The 21,869-nt window shown below is 72.4% G+C and carries 20 protein-coding genes; 10 read left to right on the plus strand and 10 right to left on the minus strand.

The features are described from left to right. Nucleotides 1–97 precede the first annotated feature (97 nt). A complete protein-coding gene (locus AB0J80_RS21725) occupies nucleotides 98–1,522 on the minus strand; it encodes an MFS transporter (protein WP_364707617.1) in 1,425 nt (474 codons plus the stop codon). Between the two features lie 62 nt (nucleotides 1,523–1,584). Here AB0J80_RS21725 and AB0J80_RS21730 point away from each other — a divergent pair, with 62 nt between their 5' ends. Together AB0J80_RS21730 and AB0J80_RS21735 are read left to right on the plus strand one after the other, a co-directional pair. Continuing rightward, nucleotides 1,585–3,042, plus strand: a complete 1,458-nt coding sequence (locus AB0J80_RS21730) for an MFS transporter (RefSeq protein ID WP_364707619.1) — start codon at nucleotides 1,585–1,587, stop codon at nucleotides 3,040–3,042. A gap of 19 nt (nucleotides 3,043–3,061) precedes the next feature. After that, entirely contained in the window at nucleotides 3,062–3,367 is a 306-nt protein-coding gene (locus AB0J80_RS21735; RefSeq protein WP_364707622.1) for a hypothetical protein, read from the plus strand. A gap of 8 nt (nucleotides 3,368–3,375) precedes the next feature. Here the strand turns inward: AB0J80_RS21735 and AB0J80_RS21740 are convergent, their stop codons facing one another. Next, on the minus strand, nucleotides 3,376–3,993 hold the full coding sequence (locus AB0J80_RS21740; protein ID WP_364707624.1) for a hypothetical protein: 618 nt from the start codon (nucleotides 3,991–3,993) through the stop codon (nucleotides 3,376–3,378). Between the two features lie 412 nt (nucleotides 3,994–4,405). Between AB0J80_RS21740 and AB0J80_RS21745 the strand changes: the two genes are divergently transcribed. The 4 genes from AB0J80_RS21745 to AB0J80_RS21760 all read left to right on the plus strand — a co-directional run bounded on the left by AB0J80_RS21745 (nucleotide 4,406) and on the right by AB0J80_RS21760 (nucleotide 8,955). Further along, nucleotides 4,406–5,191, plus strand: a complete 786-nt coding sequence (locus tag AB0J80_RS21745) for a PRC and DUF2382 domain-containing protein (protein WP_364707626.1) — start codon at nucleotides 4,406–4,408, stop codon at nucleotides 5,189–5,191. 140 nt (nucleotides 5,192–5,331) lie between these two features. Continuing rightward, complete coding sequence (glgX, locus tag AB0J80_RS21750; protein WP_364707628.1) at nucleotides 5,332–7,440, plus strand: glycogen debranching protein GlgX; 2,109 nt, start codon at nucleotides 5,332–5,334, stop codon at nucleotides 7,438–7,440. Nucleotides 7,441–7,481: 41 nt separating this feature from the next. Continuing rightward, a complete protein-coding gene (locus tag AB0J80_RS21755; protein WP_364707630.1) occupies nucleotides 7,482–8,525 on the plus strand; it encodes a DUF4037 domain-containing protein in 1,044 nt (347 codons plus the stop codon). A 13-nt stretch (nucleotides 8,526–8,538) separates the two neighbouring features. Continuing rightward, complete coding sequence (locus AB0J80_RS21760; RefSeq protein ID WP_364707633.1) at nucleotides 8,539–8,955, plus strand: DUF1810 domain-containing protein; 417 nt, start codon at nucleotides 8,539–8,541, stop codon at nucleotides 8,953–8,955. Here the strand turns inward: AB0J80_RS21760 and AB0J80_RS21765 are convergent. Further along, nucleotides 8,952–9,242, minus strand: coding sequence for a YiaA/YiaB family inner membrane protein (locus AB0J80_RS21765; protein WP_364707634.1), 291 nt, complete (start codon nucleotides 9,240–9,242; stop codon nucleotides 8,952–8,954). The genes AB0J80_RS21760 and AB0J80_RS21765 overlap by 4 nt on opposite strands. 78 nt (nucleotides 9,243–9,320) lie before the next feature. On the opposite strand from AB0J80_RS21765, the gene AB0J80_RS21770 reads away from it, so the two are divergent. Together AB0J80_RS21770 and AB0J80_RS21775 are read left to right on the plus strand one after the other, a co-directional pair. Then, nucleotides 9,321–10,250, plus strand: coding sequence for an FAD-dependent oxidoreductase (locus AB0J80_RS21770; RefSeq protein ID WP_364707636.1), 930 nt, complete (start codon nucleotides 9,321–9,323; stop codon nucleotides 10,248–10,250). A gap of 76 nt (nucleotides 10,251–10,326) precedes the next feature. Continuing rightward, on the plus strand, nucleotides 10,327–12,387 hold the full coding sequence (locus tag AB0J80_RS21775) for a PhoX family phosphatase (RefSeq protein WP_364707639.1): 2,061 nt from the start codon (nucleotides 10,327–10,329) through the stop codon (nucleotides 12,385–12,387). Nucleotides 12,388–12,436: 49 nt separating this feature from the next. Here the strand turns inward: AB0J80_RS21775 and AB0J80_RS21780 are convergent, their stop codons facing one another. After that, nucleotides 12,437–13,225: an alpha/beta hydrolase gene (locus AB0J80_RS21780; protein ID WP_364707641.1), complete on the minus strand. Its 789-nt coding sequence runs from the start codon at nucleotides 13,223–13,225 to the stop codon at nucleotides 12,437–12,439. A gap of 102 nt (nucleotides 13,226–13,327) precedes the next feature. Between AB0J80_RS21780 and AB0J80_RS21785 the strand changes: the two genes are divergently transcribed. Beyond that, the gene (locus tag AB0J80_RS21785) at nucleotides 13,328–14,284 is read left to right on the plus strand and encodes a sigma-70 family RNA polymerase sigma factor (protein ID WP_364707644.1); all 957 of its coding nucleotides are present in this window, start codon (nucleotides 13,328–13,330) and stop codon (nucleotides 14,282–14,284) included. Between the two features lie 6 nt (nucleotides 14,285–14,290). Here the strand turns inward: AB0J80_RS21785 and AB0J80_RS21790 are convergent, their stop codons facing one another. The 5 genes from AB0J80_RS21790 to AB0J80_RS21810 form a co-directional block, all read right to left on the minus strand. After that, on the minus strand, nucleotides 14,291–14,878 hold the full coding sequence (locus AB0J80_RS21790) for a hypothetical protein (protein WP_364707646.1): 588 nt from the start codon (nucleotides 14,876–14,878) through the stop codon (nucleotides 14,291–14,293). A 120-nt stretch (nucleotides 14,879–14,998) separates the two neighbouring features. Continuing rightward, a complete protein-coding gene (locus AB0J80_RS21795; protein WP_364707649.1) occupies nucleotides 14,999–15,364 on the minus strand; it encodes a hypothetical protein in 366 nt (121 codons plus the stop codon). Further along, nucleotides 15,361–16,077, minus strand: coding sequence for a TIGR03943 family protein (locus AB0J80_RS21800; protein WP_364707651.1), 717 nt, complete (start codon nucleotides 16,075–16,077; stop codon nucleotides 15,361–15,363). The genes AB0J80_RS21795 and AB0J80_RS21800 overlap by 4 nt, the downstream gene beginning before the upstream one ends. Beyond that, nucleotides 16,074–17,069, minus strand: coding sequence for a permease (locus AB0J80_RS21805; protein ID WP_364707653.1), 996 nt, complete (start codon nucleotides 17,067–17,069; stop codon nucleotides 16,074–16,076). Before AB0J80_RS21805 ends, AB0J80_RS21800 begins: the two co-directional genes overlap by 4 nt. A gap of 89 nt (nucleotides 17,070–17,158) precedes the next feature. After that, complete coding sequence (locus AB0J80_RS21810; RefSeq protein ID WP_364707656.1) at nucleotides 17,159–18,634, minus strand: GGDEF domain-containing protein; 1,476 nt, start codon at nucleotides 18,632–18,634, stop codon at nucleotides 17,159–17,161. A 107-nt stretch (nucleotides 18,635–18,741) separates the two neighbouring features. Here AB0J80_RS21810 and AB0J80_RS21815 point away from each other — a divergent pair, with 107 nt between their 5' ends. Beyond that, the gene (locus tag AB0J80_RS21815; RefSeq protein ID WP_364707659.1) at nucleotides 18,742–19,914 is read left to right on the plus strand and encodes an acyl-CoA dehydrogenase family protein; all 1,173 of its coding nucleotides are present in this window, start codon (nucleotides 18,742–18,744) and stop codon (nucleotides 19,912–19,914) included. 1,277 nt (nucleotides 19,915–21,191) lie between these two features. On the opposite strand, the gene AB0J80_RS21820 is transcribed toward AB0J80_RS21815, so the two are convergent. Then, nucleotides 21,192–21,863: a GNAT family N-acetyltransferase gene (locus AB0J80_RS21820; protein WP_364707661.1), complete on the minus strand. Its 672-nt coding sequence runs from the start codon at nucleotides 21,861–21,863 to the stop codon at nucleotides 21,192–21,194. Nucleotides 21,864–21,869: the final 6 nt, after the last annotated feature.

Below are 21,869 nucleotides of genomic sequence, written 5' to 3' on the forward strand. Positions count from 1 at the left end.
CGCGCGTCGCATCGGGGAAGCGCGCGAGGATCTCGCGCCCGCGGCAGGGCGGCCGCCTCCGGCTCCAGGTAGATCCGCCGGATGTCGAGGAGGTCGCTCACGGGACCGCCACCGCCTCGGGCGCCTCCACCCGCACGGCCGTCGCGCGGGCCCGGCGTCCGGTCGAGGCCAGTCCCAGGACGAGAACCGCGACGCCGCAGCCGGCCATGATCCACCAGCCGGCCCGGGACGCCTCGGCGAAGTGCGCGGCGGACGGCCCGTCGAGGCCCGACGCGACGGCGGCGCCGATGACGGCGACGCCCAGCGCCGCACCCACCTGGCGGCTGGTCGACGCGATCGCCGCGGCGACACCCGCCTGCGCGCGCGGCATCCCGGAGACGGCCGTGTTCGTGATCGGGGCGTTGACCATGCCGAACCCGAACCCGAACAGCACGTAGCCGGTGAGCAGGAGGCCGATCGGCGTACTCGCGGTGAGCTGGGTGAGCAGCACCATGGCGAGCGCGATCGACGTGCCCGCGAGCACCAGCGGCAGCCGCGCACCGCGAGCACCGACGATGCGCCCCGACAGCGGCGCCACGACCGCCGTTACCAGCGCCATCGGCAGGGTCCAGAAGCCGGCGTGCAGGGCCGACAGGCCGCGGACGTCCTGCAGGTACAGCGCGTTGAGGAAGAGGAAGCCGGCGAGCGCCCCGAACGCGCACACGGCGATGAGGGCGGCGCCGGTGAACGGGACGCTGCGGAAGACGTGCAGGTCGAGCAGCGGCTGGGCGCGGCTGTTCTCGTACGGGATCAGGACGGCCAGCGCGACCGCGCCCAGCACGAAACAGCCGATGATCTCCGGCGTCGCCCAGCCGGCGTCGGGCCCCTCGATGATCCCGAAGGTCACCGCGGCGAGCACGAGCAGCACCAGAACCTGCCCCACGGGGTCGAGCCGGCGCGGCCGGGCCGCCCGGGACTCGGGCACGAACGCGGCCGCCAGCGCGATGGCGGCCAGCCCGACCGGCACGTTGATCCAGAAGATGGACCGCCAGCCGAGGGCGGCGACCAGCCCGCCACCCAGCACCGGCCCCAGCGCCATGCTCAGGCCCACCACGCCGCCCCACACGCCGATGGCACGGGCGCGCTCCCGCGGCTCGGTGAAGGTGTTCGTGATGATCGACATGGCCACGGGGTTGAGCATCGAGCCGCCGACCGCCTGCAGCGTGCGGAAGAAGATCAGCCAGCCCAGTCCCGGCGCGACGCTGCAGAGCAGCGACCCCACCGTGAACAGCGCCAGGCCGGTCTGGAAGGTCCGGCGTCGCCCCACCCGGTCGGCGGTCGACCCGGCGAGCACCAGCAGGCTCGCCAGCACCAGCGTGTACGCGTCGATGACCCACTGCAGGCCGGACACCGACGCGTCCAGGTCGGCGCGCAGCGAGGGCAGCGCGATGTTCACGATCGTGGTGTCGAGCCCGACGATGAACAGGCTCATGCAGCAGATCGCGAGCACCAGCTGGCGGCGGCGGGGGCTGAGCTCGGACATTGCTTCATTTGTACAGCCCGGGCCGGTGCATAATGCAGCATTCCCGAGGGTAGGTGCGTCACATGACGACGACCGACCCGGGCACGGTCCGCACGAACGTGCCGGCCCGCCTCGACCGCCTCCCCTGGGCCCGCTGGCACTGGATGATCGTCATCGGGCTCGGCACCGTCTGGATCCTCGACGGCCTCGAGGTCACCATCGTCGGCAACCTCTCCGGGCGGCTCTCCGAGGCCGGCAGCGGCCTCTCGATCACCCAGAGCCAGGTCACCGGCCTCGGCGCGGCCACCTACGTGCTCGGCGCCTGCTTCGGCGCGCTGTTCTTCGGCTGGCTGACCGACCGCTTCGGGCGCAAGAAGCTGTTCATGCTCACCCTCGGCGTCTACCTCTTCGGTACGGCGATGACCGCGCTCAGCTTCGACCCGTGGTGGTTCTTCGTGTTCCGCTTCATCACCGGCGCGGGCATCGGCGGCGAGTACGCGGCGATCAACTCCGCGATCGACGAGCTGATCCCCGCCCGGCACCGCGGCCGCATCGACATCGTCATCAACGGCACCTTCTGGGCCGGCGCTGCGCTCGGCGCGCTGGTCACCGTGCCGATCCTCACCCAGCTGCCGGTCTCCTGGGGCTGGCGGGCGGCGTTCGGCCTCGGCGTGGTCCTCGGCCTGGTCGTCCTCCTGGTCCGCCGGCACGTCCCGGAGAGCCCGCGCTGGCTGTTCATCCACGGCCGCGGCGACGAGGCGGAGAGCCTCGTCCGCGAGGTGGAGGAGACAGTCGAACGCGAGGACCGCGTGACGCTCGAGCCGGCCGAGGACTACATCACCATCCACCAGCGCCGCAGCATCGGCTTCGGGCAGATCGCCAGGACGCTCGTGCGGCAGTACCCGAAGCGGGCCACGCTGGGCCTCGCCCTCTTCGTCGGCCAGGCGTTCCTCTACAACGCCGTCACCTTCGGGTACGCCCAGATCCTGCAGACCTTCTTCGACGTGCCGTCCGGCAGTACGGGGTACTACTTCGCGGTCATCGCCGTCGGCAACCTGCTCGGCCCCCTGACGCTCGCCCCGCTCTTCGACTCCATCGGCCGCAAGATCATGATCACCGGTACGTACGTGCTCTCGGGCGTGCTGCTGCTGGTGACTGCCTGGCTGTTCTCCGCCGGGGTGCTCGGCGCGGTGACGATGACCGCGTGCTGGTGCGTCGTGCTCTTCTTCGCCTCGGCGGGCGCCAGCTCGGCGTACCTGACGGTCAGCGAGATCTTCCCGATGGAGACCCGGGCGCTGGCGATCGCCTTCTTCTACGCGGTCGGCACCGCGGTCGGCGGCGTCACCGGCCCGCTGCTCTTCGCCGAACTCGTCGGCACCGGCAAGGTCGGCGACACCGTGCTGGCGTTCGTCATCGGCGCCGTGCTGATGATCGCCGCCGGGCTGGTCGAGGCGTTCCTGGGCGTCAAGGCGGAACGGCAGAGCCTGGAGAAGCTCGCCACGCCCCTGACCGCCGCCGAGCCGGCCACCGTCACGACCTGAGCCCGCGTAGCCTGGCTCGGTGCTGATCAAGGTGCTGGGCGACTACCACTGCTGGCCGCTGTGGGTCCGTGGCGAGGGCGACGACATCTTCGCCACCCGCGATCCCGCCTCGCTGGGCCTCAGCGACGCTCTCGTCGGCCGGCTGACCGCCTGGCAGCAGTGGTACGAGTCCATGGTCAACTTCGCCGAACCCGGCGACAGCAGGCCCGTCAGCGAAGCCGAGGACGAGGCGTTGGACACCGAGGGGCGCCTGCTCGCCGCACGGGTCGCCGAGGAAGCGCCCCACGCCTCGGTCTGGTATGCCAAGGACCCGCCACCGGCGTGACCGTCGTGTCAGAGCCGCATCACGGACTTGGACTCGGCGAGCTCGGGAGACAGCTCGGCACCGCCGGCCAGGAACTCCTGCAGGGTGCCGCTGTTGCGTCTCATGCACGCGATGTCGCGCTCCAAGCCGGGGTACGGGTCAAAGACGACCTCGCCGCTGTCGTAGGTCTCGCTCCAGAAGTAGCCGTCGCCGTCGAGCGGAGCCATCGGAGCCGCCACGACGGCCGTGCCCGCCGGCACCCGGGCCGGTGCCCCGCCGACCACCAGCTCGAACCGCACCCGGTACAGATGAACCGTGGTCCGGGACCCCGGCTCCGGGGTGCCGATCCGCACCGCGAAGCGGTCCGCCTCGTCGGGGCGTTGCTGTTGACTGACCGGCACCTGCAGCTCGGTGCCGTCGGCGGGTCGCAGCGGCAGGGTGACGTCGTACGACGCCGACACGGCCACCGGTGCGCCGTCGGCGGCGCACTGCTCGATCACCGTCGAGTCCTCGATCGTCATGACCAGCCGGGTGATCACCGACCGCCGGGTGCCGCCGTTGTGCACCGTGAACTCCACTGCGGGCGGCGTGAACTCGATCTGCCCCTCGTCGTCGGTCCCGCCGCTGCTCACGGGGTCCCGGACCACCAGGTCGAGGACGGTGAGGCCCGTCCCGCCCGGCGCGGTCGCCGAGGGCGTCGGCAGCCGACGAACCTCCCCGTGGCCCGCTCCGGCTCGGTCTCCGGCGCCGAACCGGCCTCATCTTCTTCTGTCTGCACCGCACTCCCGTCGTCTCGTTCTTGGAGAACAACGACGTATCGGCTGTGCCGATGTCCATTCTTAATGTCCAGGGTGGACGCGATCGCCATTTTCCCCCGGCGTCTCTATGTCGATCGGCGAGCGACGATCGGGCAGTTCAGGGGGCATAGTTGTTACCCAGCAAGGAGCCGGGATAACGCGGAGAAGATGCCACGATTTAGTGGCTCGGTGCGCTGTTTATCGCGGTAGAGGCCGGGGATTGTCCGGGGTGCAGGTCCACGACCCCGGAGAGGACGAAGACGTGATCACGCGCAACGACATCCCCAAGCTGTACGGCATGGACGTCTACGAGGCGGACGGCGGCAAGATCGGCTCCACCGACGAGGTGTACCTGGACGCCGAGACCGGCGAGCCCGAGTGGCTCGCGGTGAAGACGGGGCTGTTCGGCACCAAGCAGTCGTTCATCCCGCTGCAGCGCGCAGAGGTCGGCGGCGACCGCATCACGGTGCCGTTCGAGAAGGCGAAGGTGAAGGACGCGCCGCGCATCGACCCCGACGGCCGGCTGTCGCCCGAGGAGGAGGACGAGCTCTACCGCTACTACGGCTTCTCGTCCAGCGGCGGCAACCTCACCCGCGAGGAGACCACGACGACCGGCTACGACCGTGACACCACCACGACCACCGGCTACCACCGGGACAGCTCCGCGACCGGGGACGAGGCCATGACGCGCTCCGAGGAGCGCCTGGTCGCCGACACCCGCAAGGAGCAGGTCGGCAAGGCGCGGCTGCGCAAGTACGTCGTCACCGAGCAGGAGCAGGTGACCGTACCGGTGACCCGCGAGCAGGTGCGGCTCGAGCGGGAGCCGATCACCGAGGCCAACCGCGGCGACGCGCTGGACGGCCCGGAGATCAGCGAGAGTGAGCACGAGGTGACCCTGCACGCCGAGCGGCCGGTGGTCGACACCGAGGCCGTGCCGGTCGAGCGGGTCCGGCTCGGCAAGGAGACGGTGACCGACGAGGAGAGCGTCACCGGCGAGGTCCGCAAGGAGCAGATCGACTTCGACGACCCCGGCACCTCCCGCCGTTGAGCGCGGCCCCCGTCGTTCCCGGCGTCCCGTGGCACCGAGCCGCGGGACGCCGGTGCGTCCGGCATCACGATGCGGCGAGGGTTGACCGCGCCTCGTAGTGGGAAGGCCAGCGCGCAAGCGTCCGCTGGGAGGAGAGCCGTATGAAGATCTGGCCGGGCAACCCCTATCCGCTCGGCGCCACCTACGACGGTGGCGGCACCAACTTCGCGCTCTTCTCCGAGGTCGCCGACCGTGTCGAGCTGTGCCTGTTCGACGACGACGGCAAGGAGACCCGCATCGACCTGCCCGAGCGGGAGGCGCTGGTCTGGCACGGGTACCTGCCGCGAGTGGTGCCCGGTCAGCGCTACGGCTACCGCGTGCACGGCCCGTACGACCCGTCGCGGGGGCTGCGGTGCAATCCGCACAAGCTGCTGCTCGACCCGTACGCGAAGGCGATCGACGGGCACAACGAGTGGAACAACGCGCTGTTCTCGTACCACTTCGGTGATCCGTTCTCGTACAACGACGCCGACTCGGCCCCGTACGCGATGCGCTCGGTGGTGGTGAACCCGTACTTCGACTGGGCCAACGACCGGCCGCTGCGCATCCCGTTCCACCAGACGGTCATCTACGAGGCCCACGTCAAGGGCATGACGATCCGCAACCCCAAGATCCCCGAGGACGTCCGCGGCACGTACTCGGGCCTGGCCCACCCCGAGATGATCAAGCACTTCAAGGCGCTCGGGGTGACCGCCGTCGAGCTGATGCCGGTGCACCAGTTCGTGCACGACAGCGGGCTGATCGAGCGCGGGCTGAGCAACTACTGGGGCTACAACACCATCGGGTTCTTCGCCCCGCACAACGACTATGCCTCGTTCGGCGGCCGGGGCGGGCAGGTCCAGGAGTTCAAGTCGATGGTGAAGGCGCTGCACGCCGCCGGCATCGAGGTCATCCTGGACGTCGTCTACAACCACACCGCCGAGGGCAACCACCTGGGGCCGACGCTGTCCTTCCGCGGCATCGACAACCCGGCCTACTACCGGCTCGTCGACGGCGACAAGCAGTACTACTACGACACCACGGGCACCGGGAACAGCCTCAATGTGCGCCACCACGAGTCGCTGCGGCTGATCATGGACTCGCTGCGCTACTGGGTGACCGAGATGCACGTCGACGGCTTCCGCTTCGACCTGGCGGCCTCGCTGGCCCGGGAGTTCCACGAGGTCAACCGCCTCGCCGCCTTCTTCGACCTGGTCAACCAGGACCCGGTGGTGAGCCAGGTCAAGCTCATCGCCGAGCCGTGGGACGTCGGCGACGGCGGCTACCAGGTCGGCGGCTTCCCGCCGCTGTGGACGGAGTGGAACGGCAAGTACCGCGACACCGTGCGCGACTTCTGGCGCGGCGAGCCGGCCAGCCTGGGCGAGTTCGCCTCCCGGTTCACCGGCTCGTCCGACCTGTACGAGATCGACGGCCGGCGCCCGATCGCGTCGATCAACTTCGTCATCGCGCACGACGGCTTCACGCTCGAGGACCTGGTCTCCTACAACGGCAAGCACAACGACGCCAACGGCGAGAACAACAACGACGGCGAGAGCCACAACCGCTCCTGGAACTGCGGCGCCGAGGGGCCGACCGACGACCCCGAGATCATCAAGCTGCGGGAACGCCAGAAGCGCAACTTCCTCGCGACGCTGCTGCTGTCGCAGGGCGTACCGATGATCGCCCACGGCGACGAGCTCGGCCGCACCCAGCGCGGCAACAACAACGTGTACGCCCAGGACAACGAGCTGAGCTGGATCGACTGGGAGGACGCCCGGCACCACGACGTCCTCACGCGCTTCACGCAGCAGCTGACGAAGCTGCGCGCCGACCACCCGATCTTCCGCCGCCGCCGCTTCTTCACCGGCGCGCCGGCCGGCGACTCGAAGCTGCCCGACATCGCGTGGCTGCGGCGTGACGGTGAGCCGATGACCCCGCAGGACTGGACCGCGCAGTCCGGCATGACGATGACGGTGTTCCTGAACGGCCACGGCATCCCCGAGCAGGACGCCCTCGGCGAGTCGATCACCGACGCCTCGTTCCTGGTCCTGTTCAACCCGTTGTGGGAGCAGGTCACCTTCACCGTGCCGCCGCGCGCATACGGGCGTACCTGGGAGACCGTCATCGACACGGCCGACCCGCTGCTGGCCAACCGCAGGAAGACGGTCCGAGCCGCGGGCAGGCTCGACGTGGGCGGCCACACCATGGTGGTCCTTCGCTGCCGTTACTAAACGGGTTGTGACGCCGGTCGTCCGGCGGCAGGCTGGCCGGCGTGTCCGGAACCGATCTCGCCCGACGCTTCTACCTGGCGGCCGTCCGGCCGTTGCTGGGTGCCCGGCCGCACGCCGCGGCCCTGCTCGGCGACGGCTCGGAGGTGCTCGGCTTCGACGACGACGTGTCGGCGGACCATGACTTCGGTCCCCGGCTGCAGGTCTTCCTGCCGCCGGGCGTGCCGGAGCCCGACCTCGGCGCGCTTCCCGAGACCTTCGAGGGCTTCCCGGTCCGGTTCCCGTACGGCGGCCGCATGGGCCACCAGGTCGAGCTGACCACCGTCGCCGGCTTCTGCACCACCCGCCTGGGCGTCGACCCGGTCGACGGGCTGAGCCTGCAGGACTGGCTGGTCACTCCCACGCAGACGCTGGCGGGGCTGACCGGCGGCGCGGTCTTCCACGACCCGGACGGCGAGCTCGCCCGGCGCCGCACGCGGCTGACGTGGTATCCCGACGACGTCTGGCGGTACGCACTGGCGGCGGGGTGGCTGCGGGTGGCCCAGGAGGAGGCGTTCGTGGCGCGGGCCGGGTCGACCGGCGACGACCTCGGCTCCCGCGTCATCGCCGGGCGGCTGGTCCGGGAGCTGATGCGCCTGGCGTTCCTCGTCGAGCGCCGCTGGGCCCCGTACCCGAAATGGTTCGGTGCCGCCTTCGCCCGCCTGGACCTGGCCGCCGGCGCCGGGCCGCTGCTGGCGGAGGCCCTGGCCGCGCCGGACTGGCGGGCCCGCGAGGCGGCCCTGGTGACGGCGGCGAGCCGGATCGCGGCCGCGACCAACGCCCTCGGCCTCGCCACGGCGGTGGACCCGGCGCCGCGCCCCTACTACACCCGCGACATCCGGGTCGTCGGCGCGGACCGGTTCGTCGTGGCGCTCACCGCCGCGATCGAGGACCCGCCGGTCCGGGCGCTGCTCGAGCGGCTCGGCGTGCGGCGCGGCGGCCCGATCGGTTCCCTGCCGGGCACGATCGACCAGGTCAGCGACTCGACGGACGTGCTCACGGAGCCGGGCCGCTGCCGCGCCGCCGCCCCGCTGCTCGGGCTGGTGTGATCGGATGGGTGCCATGGCAGAACCCGATCTCGGCCGTTTCGTGGCCGCGCAGGACCGCATCTACGAGCGGGCGCTCGCCGAGCTCCGTGCGGGGGACAAGCGCAGCCACTGGATGTGGTTCGTCTTCCCGCAGATCGCCGGCCTCGGCTCCAGCCCGACGGCCCGCACGTACGCGATCCGCGACCTGGCCGAGGCCCGCGCCTACCTGGCGCACCCGGTCCTCGGCCCCCGGCTGGCCGAATGCGCGCGGGCGCTGCTGGACGTCCAGGGCCGCACGGCGGCGCAGATCCTGGGCTACCCCGACGACCTGAAGCTGCGCTCGTCGATGACGCTGTTCGCGCGGGCCGCCGAGGACCCGGCGGTCTTCCAGGCCGTGCTCGACAGGTACTACGACGGCGAGCCCGATCCCGCCACGCTCGACCGCATCTAGGCGCTCGGCACGGTGAAGGGGTCGTGCTCGGCCAGCAGCTTCTCCATCCGCGCCTGGTCGACCCGGCGCACCACCGAGCCGGCCTCCTGCTGGTCACGGACGCACTTGGCGAGCGTGAACGCCGAGGTCACCACGTACAGCAGGCCCACCGCGAGGAAGGCGCGGATCCAGGCGCCGACGGGCAGGTACACGATGCCGGCGGTGACCGCCGTCAGGGACAGGCCGAACGAGGCGATCGACTGCACGTAGAAGGCCGTCGTGGTCCGGGGCTGAGGGTTCGTCTCCATGCTTGAGGAGCCTGCCGTGCCGGTCGTCAACGCGACTGAGTGCGCGTACTCACCTCCGCCATGCAGCAGGATGGCGGGATGGCCGATGTCATCGTGGTGGGCGGCGGGATCATCGGGATGACGGCGGCGCTGCGGTTGCGCGAGCGCGGCGCCGACGTGGTGCTCTGGACGCCGGTCGGCCCCGCGGACACGGTCTCCGCGGTCGCCGCGGCGGTCTGGTACCCGACCGGTCTCGCCTTCGACCCGCGGCTGCTGGCCTGGGCCGGGGCCACCTACGAGTCCTTCCGCCGGCAGGCGCACGACGGCGTGCCCGGCGTGCTGATGCGCGAGACCCGCAACCTCGAGCGGGACGGCGCGACCGGCGAGCCCTGGTGGGCGCCCGCCGCGGGCCGGGTCCGGTGCCTGCCGATCGCCGCGCCGTGGACCCGGGAGCTGCGTTTCGCCGCGCCGATGGCTGAGATGGGCGTGTACCTGCCGTGGCTGCGTGACAGGTTCGAGCGGGCCGGCGGCCGGGTGGTGCGCCGCCGGGTGGACCGGCTGGAGGAGGCCCTGGCCGAGGCGCCGGTGGTCGTCAACGCCACCGGGCTCGCCGCCGGCTCGCTGTGCGGCGACCCCGAGGTGCATCCGGTACGCGGCCAGATCGTGCTCGTCGCCAACCCCGGCGTGTTCGTGTCGGTCCGCGACCAGAGCGACCCGGCCACCTATGTGCACCCGCGCACCCGCGACGTCGTGCTCGGCGGCACCTTCCAGGTGGACGACTGGAACACCACACCGGACCCGGCGACGCGGCACGCGATCCTCGAGCGCTGTCTCGCACTGGTGCCCGAGCTGGCCGGCGCGCCCGTGGTGGGGGAGAAGGTGGGGCTCCGCCCGGCCCGGCGGGGTGGGCCGCGGGTCGAGGCCGAGAAGTGGCCGGGCGGGACGGTGGTGCACGCGTACGGCCACGGCGGCGCCGGCATGACGCTCTCCTGGGGCTGCGCGGACGAGGTCGCCCGCCTGGCCCTCTGACCACGGATCGTTAACCTTCCGTTTACTCAGCGTCCGGTTTAGACTCACGCGCACCCCACCGCGAGGAGATCTGACGATGGAGTCCGAACGCCCGCGTTTGCTGCCCCTGGTGAGCCACGGGCGCGATGAGATGACCTGCCTCTACCGCTGCGGGAACGCCTGCGACCATCCCGTGCCGAACCGGTCCGGCAACCCGTACCTGGGCGACGTGCTGAGCGCGGGGATGACCCGACGCGGACTGGTCCGGGCCGGTGCCGCCGGTGCTCTCGTGCTCGGGCTCGGCGCCGAGGCCACCCCGGCCGCCGCGGCCGCGCCGGCGCCCTCGCGGAGCAGCGGTGGCCGGACCGGCGCGCTGACCTTCAAGCCGATCCCGCCGAACGAGCTCGACACGGTGATCGTGCCCAACGGCTACGACCACGCCGTGGTGATCCGCTGGGGCGACCCGGTGCTGCCCGGCGCGCCCGCGTTCGACGTGCACCACCAGAGTGCCGACCGGCAGCTGCGCCAGTTCGGCTACAACAACGACTTCCTCGGCGTCCTCCCGCTCGGCCGCGACGGCCGCCGGGCGCTGCTCGTGTCCAACCACGAGTACACCAACGAGGAGCTGATGTTCCCCGGCTTCACCACCCTCGAGGCGATGACCGTCGAGCAGATCCGGATCGCCATGGCCGCCCACGGCATGTCCGTCGTGGAGCTGGAGCGGGTCGGCCACACCGGCCAGTGGCGTCCCGTCCGCGGCAGGAGCCTGCCGTACAACCGCCGCATCACCATGCTCGAGACGCCGTTCGCCTTCACCGGTCCCGCCGCCGGCTCCCCGCTGCTGCGCACGTCGGCCGATCCGGCCGGTACGACCCCCATCGGTACGCTCAACAACTGCTCCGGCGGCGTGACCCCGTGGGGCACGGTGCTGTCCGGCGAGGAGAACTTCAACCAGTACTTCGTCGGCGGCGACCAGGCCCCGGCCGAGCTGAAGCCCTCCCTGGCCCGCTACGGCATCAGCACGACGGCCCGGTACCCGAGCGGGTCACGCCGGTGGGAGCGGGCGCAGGAGCGCTTCGACCTAACCCGGCACCCGAACGAGGCGCACCGCTTCGGGTGGATCGTCGAGGTCGACCCGCACGACCCGCGGTCCCGGCCGCGCAAGCACACCGCGATGGGCCGCTTCAAGCACGAGGGCGCCAACGTGATCGTCGCCCGCAGCGGGCACGTGGTCGCGTACATGGGTGACGACGAGCGCTTCGACTACCTGTACAAGTTCGTGTCGGCCAAGCGCTACATCCCCGGTAACCGCCGGCACAACCTGACCCTGCTGGAGTCGGGAACCCTCTACGTCGCCACGCTGACCGGGGACAGCCCGGCCGCCGAGATCGACGGCACGGGGAGACTCCCCTCCGACGGCGCGTTCGACGGCACCGGCCGCTGGGTCAAGCTCGCCTCGGGCGACCGCTCCTATGTGCCCGGGATGAGCGTCGTGGAGGTCCTGACCTACGCCCGCATCGCCGGGGACAAGGTCGGCGCGACCAGGATGGACCGCCCCGAGGACGTCCAGCCCAGCCCGGTGACGGGGAAGATCTACGCCGCGCTGACCAACAACGTGAACCGCGGGGTCGGCACCTACCCGGGCGTGGACGAGGCCAACCCGCGGACCGCCAACCGGCACGGGCAGATCTTCGAGATCACCGAGGACGGCGGGGACCACACGTCGGAGACGTTCACCTGGATGCTGCCGATCGTCTGCGGCGACCCGGCCGACCCGTCGACGTACTTCGCCGGCTACGACAAGAGCGCCGTGTCGCCGATCTCCTGCCCCGACAACGTCGCGTTCGACCGTACCGGAAACCTCTGGATCGCGACCGACGGCAACGCGCTGGGCAGCAACGACGGCCTCTTCGCCACGGCGATCGAGGGCCCGGAGCGGGGCCACCTCAAACAGTTCCTGACCGTCCCGCCGGGCGCGGAGACGTGCGGCCCGTTCCTCACCGGCGACGACCGGTCGGTGTTCACGGCCGTGCAGCATCCGGGGGAGATCACCGGCGCCTCGGTCGAGAACCCGGCCTCCACCTGGCCCGACGGCGACTTCGCCAAGCCGGCCGTGGTGGTCACCTGGCGCCTCGACGGCGGCCCGGTCGCCAGCTGACACCCGGGCGGACCGCCGGACACCCGTCCGGCGGCCCGCAGCGCCCGGTTCAGCGGCCCTGGTCGAGGAACGCCAGGGCGGTCGTCGCGAACAGCGGGGACTGGAACAGGTTGTAGTGGGTGACGCCGGGCAGGATCGCCAGGGCGTGGCCGCCCTTCGGCCGGCCCTCGCCCATCCAGCCGCCGTCGCGGGCGCCGCCGTCGAGCAGGGCGAAGATCTCCACGAAGTGGCTCGGCGGCACCAGGTCGGCGTCCGCACCCATCACCAGCGTGGGAACCTGCAGGCCGCGGACGTCGTCGGTGAAGTCGAAGTCCTGGGCCATCGCCTCGCCGATCTTGTCCAGCAGCCGGGGGAAGTCCTCGGGACGGGGGGCGACCCGCTGGTAGAGCTCATACATCGGGGTTTCCTTCATGAACTCGGCCGCCGCCGAGCTCACCTGGGCCTGCTGCTCGAGGATCTCCGGGTAGGTGGCGTCGCGGCGGATGCCGGCCGACGCCGAGACGAGCCGGCCCACCTTCTCCGGGTGCCGGATCGCCACCAGCAGCGCCACGCCGCCGCCGAGGGAGTAGCCCACCACGTCCGGCCGGTCCAGGCCCAGGTGGTCGATGAGCGCGGCGATGTCGTCGGCCATCAGCCGCACGTCCAGCGGCCGGTCGATGTCGGCGGTGCGCCCGTGACCCTGCAGGTCCACCAGGATCACCTGGTGGTGCTCGGCGAAGGCGTCGGTGACCGGCCCGAACATCTCGCCCGAGCCCAGGCCGCCGTGCAGCAGGACCAGCGGGCGCCCGGTCCCGTGGGTCTCGTAGTACAGGCTGATCCCGTTGACGTCCGCGTACATGGTCGCTCCTCGTGTGCTTCGTGCCGTCTGTCACGGGGGTAGACCGGCGGGACACGGCAGACTCATCGGCGCCCGGCGGAAAAGTTCGGCTAGTTTTGCCGGGTGAACGATGTGGCGCAGCTCGAGGCGTACCGGCCGGAGCTGACCGGGTACTGCTACCGCATGCTGGGCTCGGCCTTCGACGCCGAGGATGCCGTGCAGGACGCCATGGTCCGCGCCTGGCGTGGCCTCGACGGCTTCGACGGACGCTCGGCGCTGCGGTCGTGGCTCTACCGGATCACCACGAACGTCTGCCTCACCATGCTGGGCAGCGCGCAGCGCCGGGTGCGGCCGATGGACCTGGGCCCGGCCGGTTCCGGGCGTGCCACCGATCCGGGCGAGCCGCGTCCCGACGAGATCTGGATGGGCCCGGTGCCGGACGCGCGCGTGCTGCCGGAACGCGCCGACCCGGCCGAGGTGGTCGCCGGCCGCGAGTCCATCCGGCTCGCGTTCGTGGCCGCCCTGCAGCACCTCCCGCCGCGGCAGCGGGCCGTGCTGATCCTGCGCGACGTCCTCGCGTGGTCGGCGAGCGAGGTGGCCGAGCTGCTCGACACGTCGGTGGCGAGCGTGAACAGCCTCCTGCAGCGGGCCCGGGCGACGATCGCGGCGGCCGACACCGGCGCCGAGGTGCAGCGGCCGCTCGACGAGGAACAGCGCGCGCTGCTCGCCCGGTACGTGCGGGCCTTCGAGGCGTACGACCTGGAGGCGCTCACGTCGCTGCTGCACGAGGACGCGACGCTGTCGATGCCGCCGCTGCCGTTGTGGCTGCGCGGGCACGACGACATCACCGCGTGGATGAGTGGCACGGGGTGCGGCTGCCGGGGCTCACGCCTGGTCCCAGTGACGGCCAGCGGCCTGCCGGCCTTCGGACAGTACCGGGCGGCCACCGGCGGCACCGGCCACGACCCGTGGGCGCTCATCGTCCTGGAGATCTCCGGCGGGCGGATCCGGGGCGTCAACAACTTCCTCGACACGGCCCGGCTCTTCCCCCTCTTCGGCCTGCCGCCCCACCTCGACTGACGGACGTCATACGGTGCGCAGGTCGAGGGTGTGCCAGACCATGGCGTCCTCGTCGCCGGTCGCCCACCACAGCACCCCGTTGCGGGCGAAAGCCCCGCTCGTGGCCGCCGTGACGTCGACGGTGCGGCCGGTGGACAGGTCGTGGACCAGCAGGCCCTCGGTGCCGGTGAGGTCCGACGACGCGGTGGCCTCCGAGAGGATCTCGAAGCGGTCGAGCATCGCCACATCGGTGATCGGCGCGCCGGCGGCCGGGCCGGCGATACGGCGCCGTGCCGTGCCGTCCGGGTGCATGGCGTCGATGCGGGCCAGCCCGTCGCCGGTCAGGACCATCACCCGGCACCAGGCCGGACTGCAGCTCGTCAGCTCCATGCCGGTGGTCTCGACGCGCTGCTCCAGATTGCCGGTCAGCGAGCGCATCACGCTGGTGCCGGTCTGGTCGCCGCCGCCGTCGGTCAGCCACGGCCAGGCGGTCAGGGCCCAGGTGCCCTTCTCACGGCGTACGGTGACCTTTCCACCGGCCAGCGGGACCGACCGGATCTCGGTGACGTCCGGCCCGGCCGCGGCCGCCCACCAGGCCCGGCCTTCGGCGAGCACCAGGTCCCACTGGGAGCCGTAGAAGAGCGGGTCGCCGGTGTCGCGGGTGAGGCGCCGGACCCGCGTGCCGGCGGTCGTCGCCGTCCAGATCTCGGTGGGGCCGCCCTGCGCCGACTCGGTCTACACCAGGTCGCCGCCGCTCGCGGCCGTCGCGCCGAACTCGGGGTCCCGGTCGAGCGGCCGGCGGCGCAGCTCGCGCAGGGAGCCGTCGGCCCCGCGCACGACCAGGCGCATGGCGGTCGCGTCCGGGCTGGGGGCGGTGCCGACGCTCGTGCGCGCATCGAGGAACAGCTCCGGGTGGTAGACCGGGCCGTCGGGCAGGTTGCCCGGGATGTCGGCACGCTGCGCGCCGGGCCAGGCCGTCGCGAGACTCACCCGGCCGGGGGGCTCCGGCTTCTGCCGGGACGGGTACGCGATGAGCACCGCACCCGCCACGAGCGACACCGCGAGCCCCGCCCCGCCGAGCAGCCGCCGACGCGTGCTCACTCGTACTGCTGTTTCGGTGCGGCGATCTCCTGCCAGCTCGTCACCCGCAGGTACGGCACGTCGGCGTCGTTGACGGGGTCCTTGCCGATCCGGTCCGAGTACGCGCCCACGACCTGCACCCACGTGTCCGGGGCGACGCCGGCCGGACCGTCACCGGTGAGGCCCACCTTGATCGGGCGCCCGTCCGCCGCGCAGCAGGACAGCACCATGCGCGCGAGCATGGGCTCGCCGCCGGGGCCGGGCGTGACGAAGCCGGTGAGGCGCAGGGTGCGGCCGGTGAGGCTGCGGCCGTGGTCGAACACCGCCCGGGACGCGTAGTCGAGCAGGCCCACGTCGACCGGGTCGCCGGCCGGCAGCGGGGGATAGTCGGACGCCGAGCTCTGGGCGGTGAGGACGCTGCCGGCCTGTCCCGCGGCGTACGAGCCCAGGGCCGGCGGGGCGATGAGGAGCAGACCGAGCACGGGCAGGATCAGCAGCCAGCCGACCCGCGGCTCGTGATGGTGGTCGTGGCCGTGCTCGTCCGTGACGGCGGGGCGGGGGCGCAGCTCGTACCAGAGGGTCATGATCCCGGCGGCGACCAGCAGCAGCCCGGCACCGATGAGGAAGGGCCGCAGGCCCTCCTTGACGTAGCGCAGGTAGAGGTCGCCGACGCCGGCCTTGAGGATCGCCCCGCCGAAGAGCAGCATGATCACCGCCTGGGCCTGCCGGTTCACAGCAGCACCGCCCCCACCGCCGAGCCGACCAGGATCGCGGCCAGCAGGGTCGCCGGGGCGAAGCGCGACGCGAAGCGGCGGCCGAACACGCCGGTCTGCATGCTGATCAGCTTCAGGTCGACCATGGGTCCGACCACGAGGAAGACCAGCCGGGACGTGAGCGAGAACTGGGACAGCGACGCCGCCACGAACGCGTCCGCCTCGCTGCAGATGGACAGCAGCACGGCCAGCACCGCCAGGGCCAGCACCGACACCACGGGGTTGCTCGCGAGTCCGGTCAGCCACCGCTCCGGCACCGCCACGTTGATCGTCGCGGCGGCCCCGGCGCCTACGACGAGGAACCCGCCGGCGTGCATGACGTCGTGCCGGGCGGCGGACCAGAAGGCCCGGCCGCGGCCCATGCCGTCGAGGTCCGGCCGGTGCGGCAGCTTGATCCACTCCGCCTTGCCGAGCCGCAGCCACAGCCAGCCCATCGCGACCGCGACGACGAGGCTGGCACCGCCGCGGGCGACGACCATCTCCGGGTTCCCCGGGAAGGCGACCGCCGTGGCCGTCAGCACGATGGGGTTGACGGCGGGGGCGGCGAGCAGGAACGCCAGCGCGGCCGCCGGGGTGACGCCGCGGCGGATCAGCGAGCCGGCGATCGGCACGCTGCCGCACTCGCAGCCCGGCAGCACCACGCCGGCCAGGCCGGCCGCCGGTACGGCCAGCGCCGGGTGCTTCGGCAGCGCCCGGGCCCAGAACGAGCGGGGGACGAAGACGGCGATGACCGCGGACAGCACGACGCCGAAGACGAGGAACGGCACCGCCTGCACGAGCACCGAGACGAAGACGGTGGTCCAGGTCTGCAGCCGGGGGTCGGAGATCAGTGACCCGAGGGGGCCGCGGACGAGGACCAGCAGCACGAGCACGGCGGCCAGCACCTCGACCGAGCCGATCCGGCGCGGTGCTGCTGCCTCGGGCCGGTCGATCTCCTCGGTGGCGCTGCTCACGGGCACTCCGGGTGCGGTCGGGGGCGGGGCGCGCCCCACGATACCGGGTCCGGTATCCGCTCCCGAGTCCGCGACGCGGGTGAACTTACCTATGCTGAGCTGCGCATATGCATATCCGCCACCGGGTCGGCGGCGACGATGCGGTTGCGGCCGGCGGCCTTGGCGGCGTACAGCGCGGTGTCGGCCCGGGCCACCAGCTCGTCGGAGGTCTCGGCGCCGTCCCACAGCGCGATGCCCGCCGAGAACGTCTGGCCGAGCGGCGTGCCGGCCAGGGCCCGCGCGACGGTGGCGCCCGCCTCACTCAGGTCCGCCCCGGGCAGCAGCACGGCGAACTCCTCGCCGCCGTAGCGGGCGATGGTGTCCACGCGGCGCAGCGCCGCGTGCCAGGCGGCGCTCGCCTCCTTGAGCAGCCGGTCGCCGGCCGGATGCCCGTAGCTGTCGTTGAAGTGCTTGAACCGGTCCAGGTCGAGCACCGCCACGCAGACCGGCCCGCCGTCGCGGCGGGCCCGCTCGAGGGCGCGGGGCAGCTCGTCGTTCCAGGCGCGCCGGTTCGGCAGGCCGGTCAGCTCGTCGGTGCGCGACAGCTCGCGCACCTGCCTGGCCTGCAGCTCGACCTGCCGCACGAGCTGGGCCATGCGGGTCACCACGAGCAGGAACAACGCCGTGGACCCGAGGACGATGGCCGTGCCGTCGGTGACCTCGCCCCGGGCCAGCTGCCCGGCGAGGATCGCCGGAGCGATCAGCGTGGCGCCGGTGAGGGCGGCCAGCTGCAGACCGCCCAGCCGCGGCGGGCGCGGAGACCCCGGGCGGCTGAGGTCCCGGGCCTGCGGGTGCAGGGCGCCGACGCCGAAGAGCGTGAACGCGGACAGGAAGATCATGTCGAGGCCGCGGCGGAACCAGACGACCTCCTCCATCGCCCAGCCGGCGTCGCCGAGGTTGCCGAGCACGACCCAGGTGGTGTCCCCGAGCAGGAAGGCGCCCAGCGACCCGGCGATCCACCAGAACGCGGGGCCGCGTACGCCGCCCGCCCGCAGCAGCCGGGTCAGCATGGCGAGCAGGAGCAGGTCCCCGACCGGGTACGCCACCTGCACGGTGCGCCCCAGCACGGTCATGTCGGCCTGCTGCGCCGCCGGCTGGATCACGTACACCCAGGCGAGCAGGCCCAGGCCGGTGGTGATCGTGGTGGCGTCGACCAGCGCGGTCCGGTTGCCGCCCGGCTCGCGGCGGCGGATCAGCAGGGCCAGACCCAGCGCGCAGGCGGGGTAGAGGGTGAGGAAGAACGGGTCCGCGGGCGTCGGCATGTCCTCCCAGCCGAGCGCGTTCTCGACGTAGACCGCGACGGCGATGCCGCTGGAGTTGGCGAAGATGCCGAGTGCGAAACACCACCAGGGCAGCCGGTCGGACACCGGCAGACGCCGGACCCCGAACAGCACGGCGGCGGCGCCGGCCCAGCCCACACCGACCTGCCAGGCCGTCGTCCACCTCGGGTCGTCGGGCAGGACCTGGTACGCGGCGATCACCACGACCATGGCGCCGGCGTAGGCCCGCCAGTTCCCACCTCGCATGTACGCCCCGTTCCCGACGCAGGTCAACCGGCTCAGTCAACCGGCCGCGGGTTGCCGCCCCGGGTGCCGGACGGGTGCGATCGGGGTGCGACCCTACGATCGTCCGGGTGACCATCGACTCCCATGCCGCCGCCGTCGCCGCCGCCCACGAGGTGGCCGCCGCGCTGGCGCCCGGCGTGATCCCGCGGGACCGCGACGGCGCCGCCACCGTGCCGTCCGACGCCCTCGCCGTGCTCGACTCGTCCGGCCTGCTGGCGATCACCGTCCCGGCCGCCGACGGCGGTCCCGGCCTCGGCCCGCCGACCCTGGCCGAGGTGGCCCGGATCATCGCCGCGGTGGACCCGGCGATCGCCCAGGTGCCCCAGGGGCACTACCTGCTCGTCGATGTCCTCGCCGTGCACGGCGACAAGCAGACCCGCACCACCCTGTACGGCGAGGTGCTGGCCGGCCGGCGGATCGGCAACGCCCTGGCCGAGCGCGGCGGCCGGCACGCCCAGGACCTGAGCACCCGGCTGACCGGCGGGCGGCTCAGCGGCCGCAAGTACTACACGACCGGCGCCCTGACGTCGGCCTGGATCGCGGTCAGCGCGCTCGACGACGACGGCCGGCTGGTGCTGGCGTTCGTGCCCCGCGACGCGGCGGGCGTCACCGTCGGCACCGACTGGGACGTGATGGGACAGCGCGCCACCATCAGCGGCACGGCGACCTTCGAGGACGTCGAGGCGCCGCTGACGCTGGACTACGCGAGGGCGTACGAGGTGCCGCAGCAGCTCGGTGCGCGGGCCCAGCTGGTGCACGCCGCGATCGAGGTCGGCATCGCCGGGGGAGCGCTGCGCGACGCCCGCGCGTACCTGCGGGAGAAGGCCCGTCCGTCCACCGAGGCGGTGCGTGCCGGAGCGGCCACCGCCGCCGACGACCCCCACGTGCGGCACCGCTACGGGCGTGCCGCCGCCCGGGTGCGGGCGGCCGAGGCGCTGCTCGCCGACGCTGCCCGTACCCTCGACGAGATCGGTCTCGTGCCGGCCGACGCGGCCGCGGCGGCCCGCGGTTCCCTGGCCGTCGCCGCGGCGAAGGCATTCGGCAGCGAGGTGGCGCTCGAGACGGCGTCGGACCTGTTCCAGATGTGCGGCACGAGCGCCACGGCGGCCAAGTACGACCTCGACCGGCACTGGCGCAACGCCCGCACCCACAGCGTCCACGACCCGCTCGACTGGAAGTACCACCACCTGGCCGCCTACGACCTGGCGGACGTCCAGCCGCCGAACCACGGTCAGCTCTGAGCTCGTCGTTCCACCCGTACGGTGAGCCTGGCGGGCCGCTTCGTTTCTGGTGCACACGCCGGCGAGGCGCCATTCGCACGGAGGGTGCCGAAACCCGCGCGCCATCGCCGGCAGCGGCGTGGACCTCGGACCACCGCAACCAGAACGGCTTCGGCCCACTGCGGCTCGGCAGATGCTCGACGGTGAGCCGGATGACCGTCTCCCCGGCATGCCATTGGCCGGCGGCGATCACCCGGTCGACGACCTCGCGGATCTGCGCACACGTCATCGTCGTGACGTCCGCGCCCGGCGACAGGCGGACCGCGTCGAGCAGGGCGGTCCAGAAGCTCCGGCCGGTCCGCGAGGCAGCCCCTGCACCGGACGACGCTGGGGCAGCGGTCGTGCCACCAGTAGATATGTGGCCGAGATGAGTTCGTCATCGACAGTTTCCGCTGAAGGTCTCGTTCGCCTTTCCGCCCGTCATCGGCGGCGGCTGCCGCGTTGGTTCGGTGGGACAATGGCCGCTGATCGGATGACGCCGCCGTATTCGCGTGCAGGGAAGCGGCGGTCGGGTGGTGACCCTTTTCTGGTCGCAGGGATTGCCCGGCTGTCGCGTCCGGCGGGAGGGTGGTGGGCCGCCGGCTCGCGCCTGCTGCGCGGCCACCGTCTCGAGTCGGTGCTCCGCTGCGCCGGTGCTTCGAACCTTGCCGTTTGCAGGTGCGGTGCCTCGCCCCGGGTGGTCGTCTGGTGCTGAATTGTCCGGCTGGTCGGGATGATGAGTTGGGCCACCCGGATACGTGATGCTGGGCGGCGCTCCGGGTCGCCGATCACCGGGGTGCGAGTCGCCGGGGTGGACGTCGCTGAGGTGCGAGTCGCCAGGGTGCGAATCGCCAGGGTGCGGGTCGCTCAGGCGCGAATCGCTGGCGTGCGGGTCGCCAGGGCGGGGGCCGCGAGGCCGGAGGTGATGAGGGCCGGGCTGCGGGTTCGCGGACTGGTCCGCGGTCTCGCGTGGCCGGCGCACGCGCCGGGAATGACGTCGCACCAAGCCCCACGAGCGGAGCCGTTCATGCTCGCGCCGGAACTCTTCAGCGGCCGGCGAATAATTGCGACGCAGCGTCCGGTCCCGCACATTCTTCATGGGGAACAATGCGAGCTGCGTCATTCCTCCATTGTCTCAGGCGTCCCTCAGGAGCCACGAATGCGACGGTTCGAATTTCATATCAAGAAATGATCCGTGGTCGACTGGATGATCCGCTGATCCGGCCTTACGAAAACAGCAGTCGGGGCGGAACGACAAGCTAAGCGGGTACCGCCGCGACGAACTGCATGGTGGTACGCAGGTCGAACCCGAGCCGCTCGTAGAGGCGGATCGCTGCGGTGTTGTCCGCGGCGGCGTGCAGGAACGGCACCTCGCCGCGGGCCCGGATGCCGGCGGCCACCGCGGCGACCAGGCGGGTGGCCAGGCCGCTGCCCCGATGATGCTCGTCGGTGCAGACCGCGCTGATCTCGGTGTGGCCGGGCACACGCATACGCTCGCCGGCCATGGCCACCAGCGTCCCGCCCCGCCGGATCCCCAGGTAGGTGCCGAGGGTCAGGGTGCGCCCGCGGAACGGTCCCGGCCGGGTCCGGGCCGCGAGGTCGAGCATCTCCGGCACGTCGGCGGCGGTGAGCGGGTACGCCTCCGGGTCGGGCTCGCCGTGGTACTCGGTGCCCACGAGCTGGACCCCGGGCGCGCCGCCGGTCGACACCCAGCCGGGTGGCAGCGGGACCGCGGGCGCGGCGACGAGCGCCGGATCGGCGGGTCCGGCCAGGGCCGCCAGGTCCCGCCACGCACGCGGGTCGGCTGGGTCGTCGACGGCGGCGAACGGGCTGATCTCCGGGTCGAAGCGGGCCGCCCGGCCGCGCCGGTCGGCGTGGACCTTCTGCGGGCCGGACAGCGCCGCCCACACCGGGTTGTCGAGGGGATGCACCCCGGA

Source organism: Actinoplanes sp. NPDC049548 (genome assembly GCF_040676695.1).
In the GTDB taxonomy this organism is placed as follows: domain Bacteria; phylum Actinomycetota; class Actinomycetes; order Mycobacteriales; family Micromonosporaceae; genus Actinoplanes.

Excerpts from the sequence above, each read along its gene's own strand:
- AB0J80_RS21725 (WP_364707617.1), bottom strand. The coding sequence starts at position 1,522 with ATGTCCGAGCTCAGCCCCCGCCGCCGCCAGCTGGTGCTCGCGATCTGC.
- AB0J80_RS21730 (WP_364707619.1), top strand. The coding sequence starts at position 1,585 with ATGACGACGACCGACCCGGGCACGGTCCGCACGAACGTGCCGGCCCGC.
- glgX (WP_364707628.1), top strand. The coding sequence starts at position 5,332 with ATGAAGATCTGGCCGGGCAACCCCTATCCGCTCGGCGCCACCTACGAC.
- AB0J80_RS21760 (WP_364707633.1), top strand. The coding sequence starts at position 8,539 with ATGGCAGAACCCGATCTCGGCCGTTTCGTGGCCGCGCAGGACCGCATC.
- AB0J80_RS21765 (WP_364707634.1), bottom strand. The coding sequence starts at position 9,242 with ATGGAGACGAACCCTCAGCCCCGGACCACGACGGCCTTCTACGTGCAG.
- AB0J80_RS21770 (WP_364707636.1), top strand. The coding sequence starts at position 9,321 with ATGGCCGATGTCATCGTGGTGGGCGGCGGGATCATCGGGATGACGGCG.
- AB0J80_RS21775 (WP_364707639.1), top strand. The coding sequence starts at position 10,327 with ATGGAGTCCGAACGCCCGCGTTTGCTGCCCCTGGTGAGCCACGGGCGC.
- AB0J80_RS21780 (WP_364707641.1), bottom strand. The coding sequence starts at position 13,225 with ATGTACGCGGACGTCAACGGGATCAGCCTGTACTACGAGACCCACGGG.
- AB0J80_RS21810 (WP_364707656.1), bottom strand. The coding sequence starts at position 18,634 with ATGCGAGGTGGGAACTGGCGGGCCTACGCCGGCGCCATGGTCGTGGTG.